Below are 21,334 nucleotides of genomic sequence, written 5' to 3' on the forward strand. Positions count from 1 at the left end.
TGCGCCTGGACAGCGACGGTTCGCCGCGCCGGGTCTGGAGGACCCCGCCGCAGTGGCCCGTGCGTTGCTGCCGCGAGGAAGACCTGAAGATCCTGGAAATGGTCGACCCCGCGGTGGGGGCCATGGCGCCTAGGAGTGGACCAGGGTCGCTTTCAAACTGATCTCGGGCACGCTGGCCAGTGCCTTTGAAAGGGGGCAGTTGGCCTTGGCGGCCTGCGCGATCTGCTGGAATGCCGCCTCGTCCAGACCCGGTACGTCGGCGGTGAGTTGCAGGGCGATGCGGTCGATGATGAAGCCGTCGCCTTGCACCTTCAAATGCACATTGGCCTGGGTGTCCACTTTGGCGGTGGCGAAGCCGGCCTTGTCGCAAGCGAAAGAAAACGCCATCGTGAAACAGGCGGCATGGGCGGCGCCCAGCAGCTCTTCGGGATTGGTGCCGCTGCGGTCGTCGCCGAAACGGCTGGCGAAGCCGTAGGGGTAGTCCTTCAGCGCGTTGGTCTGGGGCGTGCTGATCTTGCCCAGGCCTTCCTTGCCCCGGCCCTCCCAATGAACGTTGGCGGTCTTGTCTGACATGGCGTCTCTCCTGTGATGGTGGATGAAGCCAGGCCAGTCTATCTATTTCGGGCGTGGCCTGTTCAGCGTGTGGTCGGGCTGGCTGAGTCGCCCGCCGCGCAGCTCGCCCACGGCATTCATCACCGCCCGGGCCACGTTGCGAACTTCTTCCTGCAAGGCGGTGTCCCGGTCGAGGGCTTCGTGGCTGTTCCAATAGGGTTCGTAGTAGCCGACGTAACGGTCGAGCTTGGCATGGGCGCCCGCGTCGATCAGGCCCATCCAGTCCAGCCAGTCGCTCAGGTTGCGGCGCTGCGATTCGATGCCGGCCACATCGCCGTGCACCACCAGGCCATAGACGCGGCCCGCCAAGTGTTTGGGAAAATCCCAACCGTCCTTTTCGATCTGTTTGGCTTGCGCCGCCTTCTTGCCATGCGTGCTGGAGGGGTCGGGGTTGCCGCCATCGGCGCACACCAGGCGGTCGATCATCAGCTTGAGCGGGCTGGGCGACTGGTACCAGTAGGTCGGGGCCAGGATGACCACGCCATGGGCAGACACCCACCGCTCGTAGATCTCGGCCATCCAGTCGTCGGCCTGGTCGAGGGCATGGTTGGGATAGCAGCTGCACGGCCAATGGCACAGGGGCATGGCGGTGCCCACACAGCCTTTGCAGGGGTGGATCGCCCGGCCGTACTCGCTGGTGATCAGGCTGAGGTCCAGCACGTCGGCGTGGGCGCCGGCTTGTTGCACCACGTCGCGCACCAGGGTGCTCAGGCGCCAGGTCTTGGACATCTCACCTGGGCAGGTGCCGTCGTTGCGCGCCCCGCCAGCGATGACGAGCACGCGCGACGGGTTGGAAGGCGCGTTCCAATGCGCTTGCGCGTCCTTCAGCCTCTGGCGGGTTTCCAGCCACTGAACCGACACTTCGTACGTGGGATCGGCGAAGCCCGGACCGGCGGCCCGCGTGATTGGGGCTTTTCGACCATCCTGGTAGGCCTGCCAGGCGATCTCTTCCAGCCGGGCAATGGCCTCGGCCTCGGCCGCGTAGGCCGGGTCCATGTAGCGGACCATGAAGCGTTCGTGGAAGACCTCGCGGCTCAGGTGTTCGCCGGTCTGGCCTTGGCGGATGTCGATCATGGCTGGGCCCCCACGCCGATTGGCTGCAAGGCCTTCAGTATCGGCAGGCGCGCTGACCTGGGCCGTCGGAAGGCGCCGCGATGTGGGTGGCGTGCCGTCCTACAGAGGCCGTTGGGGCTTCACATGGCCAAGGGGCTGTGGGCGTCGTCCAGCCTGGCGTAGGCGGCCAGGCCCGCGATGGGGAGTCCGATGCACCCTACGCGCATCCGGCAAGGCTGGCCGTCGACGGCGATGAAGGTGCCTTGTTCAAGTTGGCCCAGGCCTGCCTCGAACTCGCCAGGCTCGATCGACAGGCCACTGCCGAGGGCTTTCAGGCAGGCCTCCTTGCGGGTCCAGCAGCGGAAGAAAGCTTCCAGCTGTTGGTCGGGCGGGGTGTGTGCGAAGGCGGCGTACTCGGTCGCGCTGAAGTTGCGCTGGGCCAGCACCTCGGCATCGTCCATGGGCGTCACGATTTCGATGTCGATGCCAATGGGGTGGTCGGGGCACACGCCGATCAAAGCCCAGCCCGCGCTGTGGCTCATGTTGAATTGGGGCGCGCCCGCATGCACCAGGCGCGGCTTGCCGTGGGTCCCCTCGGTGAAAACCAGGCTGGCCGGGTCCAGGCCGGTGGCGTGGCCCAGGATCTGCCGCAAGGCCACGTGGCTGGCCCGGTAGCGCCGGGCATGCACGTCGAAGCGGAAGCGCGCGGCCCTGTCCTGCTCGCTGGCGTGGAGCACCGTGGTGTCCCAGTGGTTGGCGTCCGCGTCGAGGTCGACCAGCCACAGGGCGATGTCCAGCCCGGGGGGCGTGGGCAGGGCGACGATGCCAGGGCTGCTGACGTTCATGGCCAGGCTCACGCGCCCTTCAGTCGGAAATACAAGCCGCTGTAGGTGTCGAAGAAGTCCTCGTCGAAGCCCAGCGAGGTGAAGGTCCGTTCGGGCACGTCCCAGGCATCGACCTGTTCGTAGCCCTGCGCTTCGATGGCCGAGATGAAGGCCTGGCGGTTGAAAACATGGTGGGGCACGAAGGAGCCAAAGCCGATGTTCTGCGTCGAGACGAAGGCGGGGGCTTGCGTCAAAGGCAACTTGTTGAGCAAAAGGTGCCTGGGTTTGCGGCGAGCCCGCGCGAGCAAGGCCGGCAGGTTGTTGGTTTCCATGAACTCCAGCGCACCGGCGGCGATCCAGATGTCGCTGTCCAGCCAGTCAGAGGGCCAGTCGGCCGAGAAATGCAGATCGTGCACGTTGCGCGCCTTGGCGAGGTCCTGGCCCTCCTGGATGAAGGCCGGCAGTTCATGGACGCGCCATTGAAGCCCTTCGGGGTAGCTCAGGTAGCGCTTGTAAGCATAGAACTGGTTGCCGATGGACCCGCCAATGTCGAGGACCGTGCTGCTGCCTTGCTCGAATGCATCCCGAAGCCAGAAGATCACGGGGTAGTCGAAGGGCCAGATGCGGTGCGAACGTTCGTTCACGTACTCATCGGTGAACTGCTCGTGGCCGAACTCCGGTGAGGGTGGCAGCCAGTCGCGGGCTTGTGCGAAGCTGTCGAAATGGCCGCTGTGAAAACCGACGCCAGGTCTGGAGAAGTACTTGCGGATGGCACGCTTGCGCAGCCAGGAACGGAGCAGCGGCAATCGTTTGAGGGTGGCAAGTTGCATGGTTGATCAGGCCTGGTACTGCAGGTTCAGGGTTGAGGGATGAGGTACATTCCGAGCGCGCTGACGGGTGGGCCCGGCGCAGTCGGAGCGTGATGGCATGAAGAAATTCGTTGGGTGGGCACTGTTGGTGGTCGGCGTGGGTGCCAGCGCCCTGCTGCTGCCGGTGGACGAGTGGTGGCAGCGCCGAGGGGCATCGCCGCTGGCGCCTGGCGCCGTGAGCTTTGGCGTGCTGGGCGATTCCGACAGCCATGCGTACCACGACGACCTGAACTTCGCGGCCCAAAAGAGGGCGCGCGGCGGAGCCTTGAGGCAGCGCACCTGGCAGTGGACCGAAATATTGGCGCATTTGAGGTCCGGCCAACTGGACCCGGGGCCTTGGGGCACCTGGGGCACGCGTTGGCGCCGACTGTCCATCTTGCGTGACGCGCTGGGCCTGGATGGGCGGTTTCCGGTCAAGCAGGACTACCTCTACAACCAAGCCTATTCGGGTGCGGTTTGTGAACACCTCAATGCGCCACAGCATGACCAGACTGGGCGTTTGCTGACCGCCATGCACCGGGTGCCGGAGCGTTGGAAGGACGGCGTGGTGCTGATCCGCATCGGCACGAACGACTTTGGCGTGCAGGACAGCCTGGAGGCCTTGTCGCGCGACCCGGAAGCCCCGGAGCCTGTCGCCTTGATCGACGCTTGTGTGCGGGAGATCCGCACTTCGGTGGAACGCTTGCGCCGGTCTCATCCCACTGTGCGCATCGTGCTGGTCGGGATCTTCAACAACGCCGAGTGGGAGCGCTTCCACGCGCTGTGGCGGTCGCCGCAAGCCTTGGCCAACATCCACCAAGGCCTGGCGCGGTTTGACCGTGGCCTGCGGGCGATCGCTCAGGGTGATCCTCGCATCGCCTTCTTTGACGAGCAGGCCTGGTTCGCCGCCTTGTGGGGCAGCCGCATGCCTTCCGGCGACCCGGCCGCTTACAAGACCGTGCGTTTCGGTCCGCATTTCGAGGTCGTCAACACAGGTGGTGACGAACCTTGGCACGCCACCCTGGCCGATGGGCATGCTGGCACGGTGTGGAATGCCCTGTGGGCGCAGGCCCTCGTGTCGCAACTCAACGGCCAGTTCGGGCTGGCCGTCAAACCCTTGCAGACGGACGAACTGATCAACTTCGTCGATCCGGATGGGCGATTTGGTATGCGTTGACATGCCAGGCAGACGTCAACCCTCGAAGCCGCGCATCTGTCGGTAGCGTTGCCACATCGACGATTTCATGGCGTCTCGCCAGGCCGACTGGCCGACGCTGGCCGGCGTCAGGCTCACCTTGTTCAATTGCTTGCGGAGCACGTGGTTGAACGAGATCGCATTGCGCCAGCGGATGCTTTCGTCGGTGTTGAAGATGATGGACATCGAGATCGACACGTCCTCCGGGCCATTGCACACGTGGTGACCAGCGATGAACGGGATGTGCAGGGCCTCGCCAGGGCTGAACTGGAAGGCCGTCGAGAACTCGTCGATCCGGCTGGACCAGGGCAGCTTGGTTTTCTCCCGGACCACATAGGCTTCACGGTCTGGTTGCGACACCACGCGGTCGTCCCAGGGCATGCCCACCGTGACCGTCTTGCTGCCCCTGAACTGCATCAGGAAGGTGGAGTAGCGGTCGATGTGGAAGGGCGTGATGCTGTTGGGCGAGGCGATGAACAGGTAGAGCTGCGTGTCGATGGGGATCTGCCCGACGCCGCGTGCCCGCATCAGCGTGGCGACCTCGCCGCACAGCGCCTTGTACAGATCGGCAAAGGAGGGGTCAACCTCAGGCGAGCGGACCATGATGTAGGCGTCCGAGGTCCGGATGGAGTCGATGGTTTCCTCCAGCGTGCGGTCCCTGGGTTTTTTGCGGAAGGTCGACTCGAAGTCATCCGCCACGTCCAGCAAGCCTTTGGAATACATCACCTGTTGCTGCGGCAAGGTGGGCAGCACACGCGAGAGGTTCTCCAACGACAGCGCGGGATGCTCCAGCAACTGGTGGTGGAACTTGAACGGCTGCCGGTCCAGCAGTTCGCTCTTGATGTCTTCGGCAAAGCAATGGTTCATGGTGTCGTCAATCGAACTGGTTGGCGAAGCGGCTCACCGACTCGATGAGTTGGTGCTGTGCGGTCAGCGTCGAGGCTGTGTGGTCAACGTCGGGGAGCAATTCGTTCGGGACGCGCGCCACGGCGCCGTAAGGCTTGAACGCATCGCGCCATTGGGCGGGGTAGTTGTGACTCCAGAACACGCCGCCCGAATAAACGATTTGAAGCCTGACCTGCTTGGCGATCAACGACTGGATTTCCGCCGCGAACTCGGCCTTCGGCGGCTTGCCATAGGTTTCCTCGATCGATGGCACCGGGACCTGGCGGTTCTCCGCTTTCGTGGTCAGGCGGTTCACGATCTTCATGCCCCAGCGCCGCAGCGTGGGGCCGGGCTGCTGCCGCAGTTGGCGAATGGAACGGACCCAGTAAGTGCGGAGCGTGGGGTAGGTGTGCGTGTCCATCAGCCACAGCGCCGAGAGGCGTTCGTCTTGAAGCGCCGCCGCCACGCCGTGGTGGGCCCCGGAACAGATGCCGGCCAGGGCAAAGCGCTTGGCGGAGGTGATCCGTTGCAGGTGGTCCATGGCCGCCTGGAGGTCCAGGACCGCTTGCTGCTCGAACGATTGCGGGCTCTCGGCGTTCTGGCTGTCACCTTGGCCCGACAGGTCGATGCGCAGGACGGTGAAGCCCTGCGCCGCGAGGTGCCTGGCGAGCTTGACGTTGATGCGGTGTGGCCCCATGCGGTGAATCACACCTGCGTTCAGCAGCAGGATCGCCGTGGACTTCGCCGGGGCGGACGTGAGCGGGAGCGTCAAGGTGCCGGTCAGGCGGCCGCCATGGCCGAAGTTGAGGATGTTCTCGTTCATGCCAGGTTCCCCGTCGAGGCGGCCACGAGCTGTCGCAAAAGTTCGGGTGGTGCCAGCGCCGATCCGCCCGCTTCTTCGGTGTGCCAGGCGATGTCGGTGCTGGTGGGCCTGTGTTGCCATTGCGCGCCGCGCGCCCGGCAGGCCTCGGACAGGTGCGCGGTGCTGGTGGCATCTTCGGCCCGTGACAGCTGGATGCAGGCTTCCTTGCAAACGGGGTTCAGCTGATGGATGGACAGTTCGCCGAGCTGTTTCAGCCAGAGCTCACTCACGCCGAAGCCCAGGATCTCGTCCCGCACCGTCGTGGACGGCCGTTGGGTGTGCAGGAGCGGCGAGTAAAGCTCCCGCGCGTGCGCCTCGCCCAACTCCCGCAGGTAGGCGGGGCCGTCCAGGATTGGCTCCCAGAGGATCAGGCGATCCGGCGGCTGATCCTCGCAGCGCTCGGAGGCCAGGATGGCCAAGGTGGCGCCCAGGCGGGTGCCCAGCCAAGCGGTCCGTTGGGCACGGGTGCGCAGCTTCAATTCGCCATGGGCTACCAGGATGTCGTCGCGCCATTGGGTGAGGGTGGCGTCCTGGTCGGCGCCCGAGGATTCACCCGTGCCAAAGTAGTCGAAGCGCATCACGTGCACGCCCTGGCGGCTCAGGTGGTCGGCCAGCAGGCGGTGCAGGCGGTGCGTGCGCACGGCTTCCTGCCCGAAAGGGGGGCAAAGCAGCACCTGCGATGAGAGCCGTTGTGAGGCGGTGGGCGGGTGGTAGACACCATAAAGGCGGCGGGCCGGTGGGCCGAAGAAAAATGGGTTCATGTCAGGCTGTGAATGACGTCCTCACCGGCCCAGCAGGCGGTTGATCCAGCTGTTCTTGGCCGTGGCCGAGTCGCCACTGGTGGTGGGCGAAGAGGGCGTGCTGCCGTTGGCCAGGGCCGGTTTGGCGGTGGGCACGTCCTGTGCGATGGTGGCTTCCTGTGCGGCCAGTTGACCCAGGGTCTCGAAAATCAGGCGACGCACGCTCACGTTGACGCCGGTGCGGCGCCTGATTTCGGTGACGGCGCGCATGGCCAGCAGTGAATGCCCGCCCAGGTCGAAGAAGTTGTCGTCCAGGCCGATGTCGTCCTCGCCAATCAGTTCTTGCCACACTTGAGCGATCGCTTTTTCAAGCGCTGTGACGGGCAAGGGCTTGCTGGAGATGACGGGCCTGGTGTCCATCGATGCTTCGGTTTGTGTCGCTTGCTTCAAGCGGCCGAGGTGTTCCAGTTCGCCGTGCTCATGCCACTGCCCGAGGTCGCCGGTGCGGTACAGCCCGGCAGGGGCGGCGGTGTCGGTCAGGCCCGCACCACCGATGCAGATCTCGCCCGGCGTGCCGATGGCGCAGGCTTGTCCTTGGGCGTCCAGCACCTGGACCTGGGTGTTGGCGATGGGCTGGCCGATGCGGATGCCGCGTTCGGGGTGGACCACTGGCCAGCAGGTCGACCACACCGTGGTCTCCGCCAGCCCGTACAGGTTCCACAGGGCGGCGCTGCGGGTAAGCAGTTGCGATGCCAAAGGCGCCGGCAAGGACTCGCCACCCGAGAGGGCCACGAAGCGGGGGTGGCCCTGCCAGCCCGCGTCGACCAAGGCCTGCCATGTGCTGGGGGTGGCCTGCATGACGTCGATGTCGTCGTCGAGTTGGGCCTTCAGCAGGCGCGGGTCGCGCAACGCGTCCGCGGGGCACAGCGCGACTTCGGCCCCGACCAGCAAGGGCAGGAAGAGTTCGGGCACGGACAGGCCGGAACTCAGCGGGTTCACCGCCAACAGCCTTTGCCCGGGCTTCAAACCGAGCTTTTGCGCGAGGCTTTGAAGGAGGTTCGTGACGCCGCGGTGCCGCAGGGTCACGCGTCGCCTGGCCTGCCCGGTGGTGCCTGGTGTGAGGACGATGCAAACCGGATCGGTGTCGGTCGCATCATGGGCCTGGTCTGGCGCCAGTGGGGTGTCGGCTTGGGCCCGGAGCAGCCGCTCGTCCAGGTCCATCAGCAAGGTTTTGTCCCGGGGCCAGGACAGCGCCTGCACCGTGTCGGAGCGGCCGATGACCCAGCTCGGCTTGACATCCTGGAAGGTGCTGGCCAGTGGCTGGTCGGACTCCATCGGGTCGAGGGGCAGGTAGGCGGCTCCAGCCTGGAGAATGCCCAGGATGGCCGTCAGGAGCTCGGGGCGGCGTGGCATGCAGACGCCCACGAACTGGCCGCGGCCAATGCCCTGGGCGCGCAGGAAATGGCTCACCTGGTTGGCCTGGGCCCACAGCTCGGCATGGCTGAGTGGCCGTTCACCGGTCTGGCCGAGGGCGATGTCCTTGGACTGGACAGGCGCTTGCTGGCGCAGCAGATCGACCACATTGGTGACTGGGGCCGAAGGCGTTCCGCCGGTGCTGTCGGGCGACAAGTCGTAGTCGGCGAGAGGACGGTGGGGGTCGGTCACGATCTGCCGCAGCAGCTTTTCAAGGCTGGCCGCGAAGATGCCAACCGTGTCTTTCTCGAGGACATCGGCGTTGAACGTGAAGACGAATTCGATGTGGTTGCGCGTTTCGACGCACCACAAGGAGAGGTCTTGCGCGGCCCCCAGCATGGGGGTGGGCATGCGCTGGTGGTCGACATTGCCCCAGCGGGTGGTGCGCTCACGCACATCCTGGTAAGAGAAGGACACCTGGTGCACCGGTGGGCGGCTCAGGTCACGCGGCACCTGGAGTGCCTGGACCAAGTGATCGAAGGGCACGTCCGGGAAGGAGAAGGCATCGACGACCTTGCGGTGGACGGCGGCCAGCCAAGCTTGGAGCGACATGCCCGCCTGGGGTTGCATGCGCAGGGGCAGCATGTTGACGAAGAAGCCCATCAGAGGCTCCAGCGCGGGCTGCTCCCGGCCGCGCACGGGGGTGCCGATGACGAAGTCGTCTTGCTGGCTCACACGGTGCAGTGCCAGCGCGTAGGCCGCCAGCAAGGTGATGTAGAGCGTGCGGCCCTGGTGCTGGGCTTGAGCGCGCAGCGCATCGGTCACGTCCTTGGCCAGGTTGAACTGGAATGAGCCGCCCCGGCCCGACATGAAGTCGGGACGAGGATGGTCCAGGGGCAACTCGATGGCGGGGGGCAGGGGCGTCAGCTGTTCGCGCCAGTAGCCCAGTTGCCGTTGCAACTCGGGGCCACTCATCCAGTCGTTGTGCCAGGCGGCGAAGTCGCCGTAGCTCACGGTGATCGGGGGCAAGCTGGGCTCGCGGCCCTCGAGGCAAGCGCTGTACAGCTCAGGCAAGTCGACATAGAGCAGGTCGAAGGACCAGGCATCCCAGATCAGGTGGTGGGCCTGGAACAGCAGGCCGTGTTCTTCGGGTGCCAGCCGGAACAGCCTGGCGGTGAAGAGCGGGCCCTTTTCCACGTCGTAGGGGGTTTCGACCAGTTCGGCGATGACCTTGTTCATCGCCGGCTTGCGCTCGGCTTCAGGCAGGTGGCTGAAATCGTCGAAGGGCAAGAGGCTGAAGTCCAGGGTTGGCAGGATGCGCTGCACGTCGCCTTCGGGGGCGCGTTCGACGATGGTGCGCAACACGCTCTGGCGCTGGATCAACAGGTGCCAGGCGCGGTTGAACGCCTCCACGTTCAGCGGGCCCAGCAGGCGGTGGCCGGTCGGGATGCTGTGGACGACGGTGCCCGGGGTCACGTTCTCCAGGAACCACACGCGTTCCTGCATCTGCGACAGCGGCGCCGTGGATTGGTCGGCCCGGACGGGGATCGTGTCCGCGTTGCCACTGCCAGCCTTGGCCGTGGGGGCTTGCGCCTGTTTCAGGACCACCAAGGCCTGCGCCAGCTTGGCAGGTGTCGGGTGGTCGAAGATCATCCGAAGGCCGGGACGGTGCCCCAGCGCGGTGGCCAGGGCGGCGGACAACTTGGCGGCCATCAGTGAATGACCGCCTTGTTCAAAGAAGTGGTCGTGGTCCTGCAGGCGTTCGCGGCCCAGCAGCTTGCCCATTTCCTGGGCCACCGTGACCGTGGCTTCGGCGATGGGGCCCGAGGCCGTCGTGTAGGCCGGCGCTGTCGTGGGAGGCTGCACCGGCGGTGCGCTGGCCTTGGACACGGGCAAGGGCAAGGCCTTGCGGTCGATCTTGTTGTTGGGCAGCAGTGGCAGCTTGGGCAGGACCAGGATGGTGCGGGGCACCATGTAGTCCGGCAAGGTCTGGCGCAGGCTGGTCCTCAAGGCGGCGCTGTCCAGCGCGGCATTGGTTTGCGGCACCACGTAGCCGATGAGGGCCACGTCACCCGGGCTGACTTCCGCCGCGTTCACCACGGCGCGGGCCACCCCGGCCTGGGCTTCGAGCTGGGCTTCGATCTCGCCGAGTTCGATGCGGTAGCCGCGGATCTTGACCTGGAAGTCCATGCGGCCCAGGTGTTCGAGTTGCCCATCTTCGCGCCAGCGGCCCAGGTCGCCGGTCCGGTACACGCGTTGCGCCGGGCGCGGGCCCCAGGGGATGCTCACGAAACGGTCCGAGGTGAGGTCGGGGCGCCCGTGGTAGCCCAGGGCGACGCCATCGCCACCGATGCAGAGTTCGCCTTCCTGCCCGATGGGCACGGGTCGCATCGCCTCGTCAAGGATCCACACTTGGGTGTTGTCGATGGGGCGGCCGATGGTGATCTTGGCGTCGGGGTCGCGCACGGGGGACAGCGTGGACCACACGGTGGTCTCGGTGGGCCCGTACATGTTCCAGACTTCGATGCCCTTGGCCAGCAAGGCGCTGGCCAAGGCGGGGGGCAACGGTTCGCCGCCGACCAGGGCCCGGAAGCCGCTGGGTGGCTGCCAGCCCGCGTCCAGCAGCAGGTGCCAGGTGGTGGGCGTGGCCTGCATGACGTTCACCCGCTCCTGAAGGGCCAGGGCCATCAGTGTTTCGCCATCCATGGCATCGTCGCGCGTGGCGAGCACCACGGTGCCGCCAGTGACCAGGGGCAGCAGCAGTTCCAGCACCGCGATGTCGAAGCTCAGGGTGGTCACGGCCAGCAGGCGGTCACCGGCCTTGAAGCCGGGTTCCCGTTGCATGCTGCTCAGGAAGTTGCAAACGGCGCCATGCGGCACCGACACGCCCTTGGGCCGGCCGGTGGAGCCGGAGGTGTAGATCACGTAGGCCGCGGCCTGGGAGTCGATCGAGGCGGGCAGGGCCGTGTTGGGGGCCTGGGCCACGAGCGAGGCATCGTCGTCCAGGCGCAGTTGCAGGGCGCGCGGCAGGCCGCTGGCTTCGGCGCAGGTGGAGTGCGTCACGACCAGGGTCAGGCCCGAATCCTCGGCCATCATTTTCAGGCGTTCGGTGGGGAAGCCCGGGTCCATGGGCACGTAGGCCGCGCCGGTCTTGAGCACGCCGATCAGGGCGGGCAGCAAGTGCTGGCCGCGGGGGAGGCTGATGCCCACGCGCTGGCCGGCGCAGACGCCACGGTTTTGCAGGACTCGGGCGATCTGGTTGGACCGTGACTCGAGGTCCTGGTAGCTCAGCTGGCCTTCGCTGGTGACCACGGCGGTGGCACTGGGCGTCAGCTTGGCTTGGCGCGACACCCAGGTTTCGACGCGGGCCTGCGGATCGAGTGGTCGGTCGGTCTGGTTCCAGGCCAACAGGCGTGGATCGAGCTGGACTGTGGCGGCGCCGGACGAAGCCAGCTGGGCCATGAGCTGGTCCGCCAGTTGTTGGGCCCGGCCCAGGCTCAGGTATTCGCTGCTGTGGTGCAGGTCGAGGGTGAGCGCATCGGCCTGCTCGTAGAAATTGAAGAACAGTTCGCTGAGCAGGCCGGCCTTGCGGCCTTCGTGCATCTGCGCTTTGAGCGGCGCCCAACCCGACAAGTCCACCTTTGGGTTGAGGTTGAAGTAGATGCTGCTCAAGGGCGGACGGCTGCCTTCCGCCTGCAGGCCCAGTGCGCGTGCGGCGGTGCCCTGGGTCATGAGGGGGTGGTCCATCGCGTCCATGAGCGCGCCCTTGACGCGGGCGATGCGCGCCTTGAAGGGCTCGCCTTCCGGCAGCTTCAAACGCACGGGCAGGTCGAGGACGCCATCGGCCAGCAAGGGCGCATGGCGCTCGAGGTTCTGTGCTGCGTAGGGGATGCTGACCACGATGTCGCGCTGGCCGCTTTCCTGCGCGATCAAGTCGGCCACGGTGTTCAGCAGCCATTGGAACAGGGTGGCGCCATGGGCCTTGGCCTGTTCGCGCAGCGCGGTCAGGTGGGCGCCGTCCAGGCGGGCCCTGGCGGTGTTGGCGGCGAAGGTGCGCGGACCGGATGGCGTCTTGTCGCCGAGCGAGATGGGCGTGGGCGGGCCTTGCAGAACCTGCTGCCAGTGGGCCACGCTGGCCTGTCCGTCCGGGCCCTTGAAGCGAGTTTGTTCACCTTGGGCGAAGGCGAGGGGCGAGGCGGGGGCCGCCCAATCGGGCTGCCGGCCCGAGGCCCGGGCGCGGTAGGCCTGCGCCAGCTCCACGTTGAAAACGCTGGAGGCCCACCCGTCGAAGATGAGGTGGCTGGCCACCAGGTGGACCACCACGCGGCCATCGGCCAGGTGAAGGATGCTGGCGCGGGCCAGCGGTGCCTGGTCGAGCGGAAGGTCGGTCGCGTTGGCCTGCTGGCAGTGCTGGTCGAGGGCCTGGTCGCTGTCGGACTGGGCACGCAGATCGATCTCGGCGATGGGCACCGTGGCCTGGGGATCGATGATCTGCCGCGGCTCGTCCAGGTCGAAGCGCAGTTTGAAGGCGGTGTGCCGTTGCAAGACGTCTTGCAGGGCCGACTTCAAGGCGGCGGCATCCACCGTTCCCGAGAGCGTGATGCACAGGGACTCGTTGAGCGCGCGCCGTGCGGCCGGGTCGTAGATGGCCGCCAGCCAGCGTTCGGTCTGGCCGGGTGACAAGGGGGCTTCGCTGGACGCGGGCAAGCTGGCGCCGGGGCCGCCGCCATCGGTGGACGGGATCAGGCCCAGGGCCATCAACTCGTCCAGCGCCTTGAGGAAGGTGTCGACGATGCGGTCGGTGTGCGCGTCGGTCATGCCTTCGGTGACGAAGTGGCCGAACTGCTCGTACAGGTGCAGGCCGTGGAAGCGCGCCAGGTAATAGAACAGGCTGATGTTGGGAACGCCATCGTCCCACTGCAGGCGCCACAGCGAGGCACAGTGCACGGCCTTGACCGGCGCGCCACGCTGCGCGAACGCGGCGTTCAGCTGGTCGATCATGCGTTGTGTGCGGTCATTGAGCGCGCGGTAGAACTCGCGGCCGCCGCGCTTGAGGTGCAGCAGGGTGGCATGTGCCGCGGCCAGGGCCAGTGGGTGGCGCACGAAGGTGCCGGCGAAATAGGTCACGCCGGCTTCGGGGTAGGAGTCGTCGCCGTATTGCCAGTGGCCGCCGTCCAGGGCGTCCAGCCAGTTGGCATTGCCGGCGATGGCGGCGAAGGGCAGGCCGCCACCGATCACCTTGCCATAGGTGGCGATGTCGGCGCGCACGCCGTAGAACTCCTGCGCGCCGCCGGGGGCCACGCGGAAGCCCGTCACCACCTCGTCGAAGATCAGGGCGCAGCCCGCCTGGTCGGCGATCTCGCGCAGGGACTTCACGAATTCGCGCGGTTGCACGGTGGGGTACTTGTTCTGGATCGGCTCGGTCATGATGGCCGCCAGCTCGGTGCCGCGTTCGCGCAGCACGCGCAGTGAATCCTCGCTGTTCCAGTCCAGCACCAGGATGTTCTCGACCGCGTTGGCCAGGATGCCGGGCGCCGCCGACAGCGAGCGCAATTGCTTGGTGCCGCGCACGATGACTTCGTCGAAGATCCCGTGGTACGAATTGGTGAAGATGGCGATGGTCTTGCGGCCGGTCACGGTGCGCGCGATGCGCATGGCGCCCATCACGGCTTCGGAGCCCGTGTTGCAGAAGCCCACGCGCTCCATGCCGGTGAATTCAGAGATGAGGTCGGCCACTTCGGCCGCCAGCGGGTGCTGCGGGCCCACTTCCAGGCCCAGTTGCAACTGCGCCTGCATGGCGCCGATCACGGCTTCGGGTTGGTAGCCCAGCAGGTTGCCCCCGAAGCAGGACAGCAGGTCGATGTACTCGTTGCCGTCGAGGTCCCAGAGGCTGGCCCCTTTCGAGCGGTTGACGACGATGGGGTAGACCAGGTCTTTCCACAGCGGGTTGAAGCCGGTGACCACGCGCGGGTCTGCCATCACCTTGCGGTGCTTCTGGCTGAAGTCTTTCGATTGGCCGGTGCGCTGGTTGTAGCGCTGGATGAAGCTGTCAAGCCATTGGCTTTGCTCGGGCGTGAAGTTGGTCTGCGCCTGCAGCGTGATGCGGGCCGAGGCGCCAAAGGGTTTCTCGACCAGCGAGGTCTTGCCGGGCTGGGCGGGTTCGATCGCCGCCACGGCCGTGGTTGGCGAGGCCGCTGGCATGCGTGGTGCGGGCGCGAGGGTGGCCTGCGGTGTGGCGGGGGCGCCGCCTTGTCCGGACAGCAAGGCCAGTTGCTGTGCCATCAACTGCATCTGTTGCTGGATGAGCTGGTGCACGGCGTCGCCCGCCACCGTGGGTTGGTGCGTGGCGAAGATGGCCTGGGCCATGGGCGCCGTTGGCAGGGCCGTGGTGGCCACGGCAGGGGGGGCGAACTGGTCCGCTGGCAACTGGGCATCCAGGAACTGGCCAAGCTTGGCCAGCGTGTCCAGGTCCTCCATCAGGCGGCGGAAGCGCAGCTTGAGGCCGAACACGCGCTCCAGCTCCAGGGTGGCCTGTGTCAGCGAAAGGGAATCCAGGTCCAGGTTGACGAAGGTGGTGTCGCGGTCGATGGCCTCCGCTGGGATGCCGGAAACGTCACTGAGGATGCGCGTGAGTTCTTGTTCAAGGCGGGGCAGACGGCTCATGGGGCGGGCATCCTCTTGGATGAGAGAAAGGGGAGCGGCCGCGGTGCTGGTCGCGACAGGCTGGCGAACGAACCAATGCGGTTCGCCTTTGAAGGGATAGCCGGGCAGGCCGGTGCGGCGGGCATTGGCCGGCACGGGCCAGGCCAGTTCGACACCAGCGCACCACAGCGCGCCCAGGCCGGCCAGCGCCCGCTCGGCCGGGGCCCCGGGATCCTGGGCCGGGCCCAGCAAGGGCACCACGCGTGGCGCCCCATTCTGAGCGGTTCGGTGCTGGCGCACCAGCGCGGTCAGGGCCTGGCCGGGGCCCACTTCCACGAAAAGGGTGTTGTCGCCCTGGTCCAACTGGGACTGCACGGCGCGGCTGAACTGCACGGTGGCGCGCACCTGGCGCGCCCAGTACTGCGGATCGACGGCCTCGCGTTCTTGCAGCAGCTGGCCGCTGATGCAGGAGTGCATCGGGATCGATGGCGCGCGCAGCGTGCTCCGGGCGAGGGCTTGCGCCACCCGGGGCAAGGCACCGTCCATGCTCGCGCTGTGGAAGGCGTGTGACACCTTCAGGCGCGTCGTGCCGATGTCCTGCGCTTCGAGGCGTTTGGCGAATTCGTCGATGGCATCGAAGGGGCCGGCCACCACCGTGAGCGACGGCGCATTCGCGGCGGCGATTTCCACGCCGGGCGGCATCAGGCTGCGCACCAGGTCCGCGCTGGCGCGCACGGCCAGCATGGCCCCGGCGGGCTGTTCGAACATGGCCTGGCCTCGTGCCAGGACCGCCGCCATGGCATCGGCCAGTGACAGCACACCCGCGTGGCAGGCTGCGACGTACTCGCCAATGCTGTGGCCGATCATGGCCTGGGGCCGGATGCCCAGGCTGTCCAGCCAGGCGGTCAAGGCGTGGGACACGCAGAACAGCGCGGGCTGGGCGTGCCGGGTTTCGGCCAGTTTGGCCGAGGCTTCGGGGTCGCCCGGGTCGGCCAGCACCAGCCACCGGTGCAGGTCCTGGGCCAAAGCGGCCGGCGTGGCGGCCAGGCATTGGTCCAAGGCCTCGCGGAAGGCGGGGGCTTCGTCGTACAGCTGCCGCGCCATGCCAGGGTGTTGCGAACCCTGGCCGGGGAACAGAAAGACCACACGGGGTTTGACCAAGGTGGATTGCGCGGTCTTGATTTGCCGCAGCGCCGTCACGGCCTGGGCCGCATTGCGCGCCACCACGGCCACGCGGTGCCCCATGGGCTGGCGGCCGCGCGACAAGGTGGCCATGGCCTGGTTCAAGCAGGTGCGGGGATGCCGCTCCAGGTGGTCGGCCAGGTCGCGGGCCCTTTGCAGCGCCGCTTCGGCCGTCTTGGCGGACAAGGGCAGCAGGCTGAGTTGGTCCGCATCGGACTCGGCCTGGCTCAACGCCTGGGGCGATTCTTCCAGCACGACGTGGGCATTCGTCCCACCCACGCCAAACGAGCTGACGGCCGCGCGGCGGACCTGTGGGCCGCGAGGCCAGTCCTTGGCCGCCCCCAGCACCTGGAAAGGCGTGTTGGCGAAGTCGATCTGAGGATTGGGCCGGCGATAGTGCAAGGTGCCCGGGATGCGTTCGCGGTGCAGGGCCAAGGTGGTCTTGATCAGGCCGATGACGCCCGCCGCCGCCACGGTGTGACCCAGGTGGCCCTTGACCGAGCCGATCTGGCAGAACTGCCGGTCTTGGGTGTCGCGCGACCAGGCGCGGCTCAGCGCCGCGATCTCGATGGGGTCGCCGAGCGAGGTGCCCGTGCCGTGGGCTTCGACATAGCCGATGCTGCGCGCATTGACGCCCGCGTGGTCCAGCGCGGTGGTGATGGCTTCGGCCTGCCCGCTGACGCTGGGCGCGGTGAAGCTGGCCTTGTCGCCGCCGTCGTTGTTGATGCCCACGCCCTTGACGACCGCGTACACCGTGTCGCCATCGGCCAGGGCCTGTGACAGGCGCTTGAGCACGACCACACCGCCGCCGCTGGCGAACACGGTGCCCGAGGCCTCGGCGTCGAAAGGCCGGCAGCGGCCATCGGAGGACTCCATGCTGCCTTCCACGTACAGGTAGCCGCCGGGCTGTGGCACGACCACGGTCACGCCGCCAGCCAGGGCCACGTCGCACTGGCCTTGCGCCAGGGCATGCCAGGCCTGGGTCACGGCCACCAGCGAGGTGGAGCAAGCCGTGTGGATGGACACCGCCGGGCCGCGCAGGTTCAGGCGGTTGGCGGCGCGCGTGGCGATGTAGTCCTTCTCGTTGGCCAGCATGGTGGCGAACTCGCCGTGGCGCTGGATCAGCTCGGGCTGTTCGGCACGCATGGCCGGGAGGTAGGTGTTGTTGGCGCTGCCGGCGTACACGCCGATGCGGTCCTGCACGCGGCTGGGGTCGATGGCGGCGTTTTCGAGCGCCGACCAGCACAGCTCCAGGAACAGTCGCTGCTGCGGGTCGATGACGGTGGCCTCGCGGGGAGAGATGCCGAAGAAGGCCGCGTCGAAGCGGTCGGCGTCTTCCAGCACGCCTCGCGCTGCCACGAAGTTGGGGCGCTTGCGCAGGTCTTCGGGCACCGACGGGTCGAGCTCGTGCGGGGCGAAGCGGCGCACGCTTTCCCGGTCGGTCAGCAGGTTGGACCAGAAGGTGTCCAGATCGTGGGCGTTGTCGGCGCGCACCGCCATGCCGATGATGGCGATGCCATCCTGCGCGGCCAAGACGGGTGGCACCGCGCGACGTTGGGGTGCCGCCGTGCCTTGCAGGCTTTGCGCCATGCCGGCAATGGTGGGCCGGTCGTAGACCTCGGCCACCGACAGGTTCAAGCCCAGTTGCTTGACCCGTCCGACGAAGCGCATCACCAGCAGTGACCGGGCCCCGGCGTCGAACACATTGGTGTCATCCGCCAGCTCGCTCACCCCCAGCAGTTCTTGCCAGAGGCTGCGCAGTTGCTCGGCCACGGGCAGCCTGGACAGGTCGGCCCCGACGCTGGCTGCCATGGTGGGCAAGGGCATGCCGCGGCGGTCGATCTTGCCGCTGGGGGTGGTGGGCAGCCGGTCCAGCACGATGAAACGCACGGGCACCATGTAGTCGGGCAGGCGTTCGCGCAGCCATTGCCGCAGGACCTTGGACAACTGTGGCGGCACCGGGCCGGAGGGGCGCAGCACCACGTGGGCCACCAATTGGCGGCCTGAACCCGGAACGTCCGGCGCGGTCACGGCGGCGTCCTGGATGGCCTCGTGGGCCATCAGGGCCAGCTCGATGTCGCCAGGCTCGATGCGGAAACCGTCCACCTTCAGTTGCTGGTCGATGCGGCCCTGGTAGGTCAGCACGCCGTCTGGCGCGCGGCTGACCAGGTCGCCCGTGGCGTACCAGCGTCCGTTCAACTGCGCGGGGCTGTCCAGGAAGCGCTCGGCGCTCAGTTCGGCCTGGCCCAGATAGCCTTGTGCCAGGGTTTCACCGCCCAGCAGCAGTTCACCGGTCTCGGTGGCGCTGAGGGTGCCGGTGTCCGGGTCGCGCAGGGCCACCTGCACATGGGGCAGGGCGGTGCCGATGGCGGGGATGCCAGGCCAGGCCGATGGTGGGCCGGACAACTCGAAGGCGGTCACCACATGGCTTTCGGTGGGGCCGTAGTGGTTGTGCAGCACCGCTTGTGGCAGGCGCTCGAACAAGGCGCGGATGGTGGGCGTGACTTGCAATTGCTCGCCCGCGCTGACCGCGTCCCGCAGGGTCAGGGCCGGTTTGCCTTCGGCATGTGCGTCCTCGTCAGCCTGGGCCAGCATCTGCAAGGCCACGTAGGGCAGGAAAATGCGCTCAACCCCTTGCTCCTGCAAGGCCTGGCGAAGCAGGGCCGGGTCGCGCCGGTGCAGGTCGGGGATGAGCACCAGGGTGCCGCCACAGGCCAGGGTCGAGAAGATTTCCTGGAAATGCACGTCGAAAGACAACGGTGCGAACTGCAAGGTGCGGGCGGCCAGGCCCAGTCGCGGGTGCTTGGCGTGCCACTGGATCAGATGGCGCAAGGGCAGGGTGCCCATGGCCACGCCCTTGGGGCGGCCGGTGGACCCGGAGGTGAACAGCACGTAGGCGAGGTCGGCGGTGGCCGCGTGTGGCGGCGTGGCCTGCCGGGCAGTGACCGAGCCCAGCGTGGGCACAGGTCCGACCAAAGACGCCAGGGCCGACAGGGCCTCGGCCTCTCCGACGACGGCGCGGACCTGGGCATCCCCCAGCATGGCTTGGAGTCGGTCGGCGGGATAACTCAGGTCCAGGGGCACATAGGCCAGCTCGGCCTCGATGGCGGCCAGGATGGCGATGATGGTGTCGGCCGAACGCGTGGCGGCGATGGCGATGCGATCGCCGGCCCCCAGTCCGGCTTCGCGCATCTGCTTGGCTTGCTGGCACACCTGTGCGAGCAGCTGGGCATGGCTGAGCCGATTTCCCGAGAATTCCAGCGCGATGGCATTGGGATTCCTGTCCGCGGCCATGCGAAGCCAATGGCTCAAGGCGGGTGGAGAGGGGACAATTTTCCTGCTGGGTATTTCTTGTGTGGCCATGGGCACCGTCGTTCATCTACCGAAGAACGTTGAAAAACAAAATCGACCCTGGGGGCCGAGCTTGTTTCAAGGAGTATCTTGAAAATGATACGACAGTCGAGATTAACCGGACCATCCCCTAAAACTGTGTCATCAAGTACCTTTTCACCATTTGAGCAGTTTGGTTTGGCGTTTCCTGCATGAAACAGTGCCCGCCCGGAGTAATCACATCACCCACATTTGGATTGATCGATTTCCATTGTTGTACCGATGCCTCGATGAACGGGAAGGTGTGCTCGGCCCGGATCACCTGAACCGGCGCGTCGATCCTGTTCAAGGCGCCCCAGAGGCCATGCGCCACCGAGCTGAAAATCTCGGACTCCCGCTCGGGCGAGCATTTCAGCTCGACGCCGCCATCGGCCGAGGGGCGCAAGGCATGATCGACGAAGGCCTGCAAGGCTTCTTCCGCCCAGTTTTTATAAACGCCTCGTCCTCTGAGCGATTCCCGCGCGCTGTCCCGGTCGGGCCAATGGCGTCGGCGGGCGCGGGCTTTTCGCGCCAATTCGCTGTGGCTGGCCAGGCCGGTCCACTGGGTCATTTGCGCGGCCCAAAGCACATGGGGTTGCAGGATGACGGGATCCAACACCACCGCACGTTCGAATAACTCCGGATATTGGGACAGGATCAGGCAACTCAGCACACCGCCGAAACTGTGGCCCAGGGCATGGCGAGGCACGTTTTTGAACAGCGGCAGGTGGGCCTTCAGGGCTTCCACGGCCAGCTCGGCGCTTCGGTTCCAACCCACGAAGTTCCCACCTGGGTCGCTGTCGCCATGGCCCTGGGCGTCGCTCAGCCACAGGTCGAAATCGTGTGACAAGGGCGCGAGCATGGGCGTGTAGGCCCGGCCGCAAAAACCGTTGCCGTGGATGAAATGCAAGAGCGGTTTGCCCGTGGGCGGCGTGTGCCAACCCCTCAGCGCGAACCCTTCTCGTCCGGTGTAAACCCAAGGTGTCAACTGCATGGGTTAGCATGGTCGCATGAAAATCAATCAAGCGCTTGATTTGGATGAGGCGGGCCTGCAGGAGCGCGGCGCCCGGGCCCGGGAGCGCTTGCTGCAGGAAGCCATGCGCATCTTCGCCGACAAAGGCTTCGCCAAAGCCTCGACGCGCGAAATCTGCCAGGCGGCCGGCACCAATGTCGCGTCCATCCATTACTACTTTGGCGACAAGGCGGGGTTGTACCGCGCGGTGTTGTTGTGTCCCATCGAAGCCTTGACGTCGGAGTTCGCCAATTTCGACGACCCGGCCTTGTCGCTGGAAGAAGCCCTGCGCTGCCTGATGGCGGCCTTCCTGAGCCCGGTTGGGCACGGCGAGGGTGACGAGCACGCCGAACATGGCATGCGCCTGCACCTGCGTGAAATGGTGGAGCCGAGCGCCACCTACAAAGAATTGATCGCCCAGCACATCCAGCCGCACCACCAACGCGTGGTCGGCCTGCTGGCGAAGCATGTCGGCGTGCCTGGCGCCGACGACGATGCCCTGCACCAACTCGCCTTCGCCTTGTTGGCCATGGTGCAGGACTACTGCCTATCGCGCGAGTTCATGAAGGTGCTGGCGCCAGCCCTGCTCGATGGTGAAGCGGCCGTGCGCAAAGTGTTGGACCGCCTTGTGGGCTATGGTGTCGCGCTGGTTGCTCATGAGCGCGCCATGCGTGCCGTGGCAACTGACTAAAAATTC

General features: G+C 66.7%; 11 protein-coding genes. 2 read left to right on the forward strand and 9 right to left on the reverse strand.

Going from position 1 to position 21,334, the window contains the following annotated elements; translation table 11 throughout:
• Positions 1-129: 129 nt before the first annotated feature.
• The 4 genes from ACREB4_RS10155 to ACREB4_RS10170 form a co-directional block, all read right to left on the reverse strand.
• A complete protein-coding gene (locus tag ACREB4_RS10155) occupies positions 130-573 on the reverse strand; it encodes an OsmC family peroxiredoxin (protein ID WP_431588095.1) in 444 nt (147 codons plus the stop codon).
• Between the two features lie 42 nt (positions 574-615).
• On the reverse strand, positions 616-1,686 hold the full coding sequence (locus ACREB4_RS10160; protein WP_431588096.1) for a flavodoxin family protein: 1,071 nt from the start codon (positions 1,684-1,686) through the stop codon (positions 616-618).
• Between the two features lie 119 nt (positions 1,687-1,805).
• Positions 1,806-2,510 carry a 4'-phosphopantetheinyl transferase family protein gene (locus ACREB4_RS10165; protein ID WP_431588097.1) on the reverse strand — a complete coding sequence of 235 codons (705 nt, stop codon included), beginning with the start codon at positions 2,508-2,510 and terminating at the stop codon, positions 1,806-1,808.
• 8 nt (positions 2,511-2,518) lie between these two features.
• Positions 2,519-3,319: a methyltransferase, TIGR04325 family gene (locus ACREB4_RS10170; RefSeq protein WP_431588098.1), complete on the reverse strand. Its 801-nt coding sequence runs from the start codon at positions 3,317-3,319 to the stop codon at positions 2,519-2,521.
• 97 nt (positions 3,320-3,416) lie between these two features.
• Between ACREB4_RS10170 and ACREB4_RS10175 the strand changes: the two genes are divergently transcribed.
• Entirely contained in the window at positions 3,417-4,514 is a 1,098-nt protein-coding gene (locus ACREB4_RS10175; protein ID WP_431588099.1) for an SGNH/GDSL hydrolase family protein, read from the forward strand.
• Positions 4,515-4,529: 15 nt separating this feature from the next.
• Here the strand turns inward: ACREB4_RS10175 and ACREB4_RS10180 are convergent, their stop codons facing one another.
• From ACREB4_RS10180 to ACREB4_RS10200, 5 genes are all read right to left on the reverse strand, one after another.
• The gene (locus ACREB4_RS10180; protein ID WP_431588100.1) at positions 4,530-5,399 is read right to left on the reverse strand and encodes a cupin-like domain-containing protein; all 870 of its coding nucleotides are present in this window, start codon (positions 5,397-5,399) and stop codon (positions 4,530-4,532) included.
• A 7-nt stretch (positions 5,400-5,406) separates the two neighbouring features.
• Complete coding sequence (locus ACREB4_RS10185) at positions 5,407-6,240, reverse strand: alpha/beta fold hydrolase (RefSeq protein WP_431588101.1); 834 nt, start codon at positions 6,238-6,240, stop codon at positions 5,407-5,409.
• On the reverse strand, positions 6,237-7,040 hold the full coding sequence (locus ACREB4_RS10190; RefSeq protein ID WP_431588102.1) for a serine aminopeptidase domain-containing protein: 804 nt from the start codon (positions 7,038-7,040) through the stop codon (positions 6,237-6,239). The genes ACREB4_RS10185 and ACREB4_RS10190 overlap by 4 nt, the downstream gene beginning before the upstream one ends.
• A 21-nt stretch (positions 7,041-7,061) precedes the next feature.
• Positions 7,062-19,550: an amino acid adenylation domain-containing protein gene (locus ACREB4_RS10195; RefSeq protein WP_431588103.1), complete on the reverse strand. Its 12,489-nt coding sequence runs from the start codon at positions 19,548-19,550 to the stop codon at positions 7,062-7,064.
• Positions 19,551-19,737: 187 nt separating this feature from the next.
• Positions 19,738-20,619, reverse strand: a complete 882-nt coding sequence (locus ACREB4_RS10200) for an alpha/beta hydrolase (protein ID WP_431588104.1) — start codon at positions 20,617-20,619, stop codon at positions 19,738-19,740.
• Between the two features lie 16 nt (positions 20,620-20,635).
• On the opposite strand from ACREB4_RS10200, the gene ACREB4_RS10205 reads away from it, so the two are divergent.
• Positions 20,636-21,328: a CerR family C-terminal domain-containing protein gene (locus ACREB4_RS10205; RefSeq protein ID WP_431588105.1), complete on the forward strand. Its 693-nt coding sequence runs from the start codon at positions 20,636-20,638 to the stop codon at positions 21,326-21,328.
• The last annotated feature ends 6 nt before the right edge of the window (positions 21,329-21,334 follow it).

The sequence above is a fragment of the Aquabacterium sp. genome, assembly GCF_050725395.1.
GTDB lineage: Bacteria > Pseudomonadota > Gammaproteobacteria > Burkholderiales > Burkholderiaceae_C > Aquabacterium.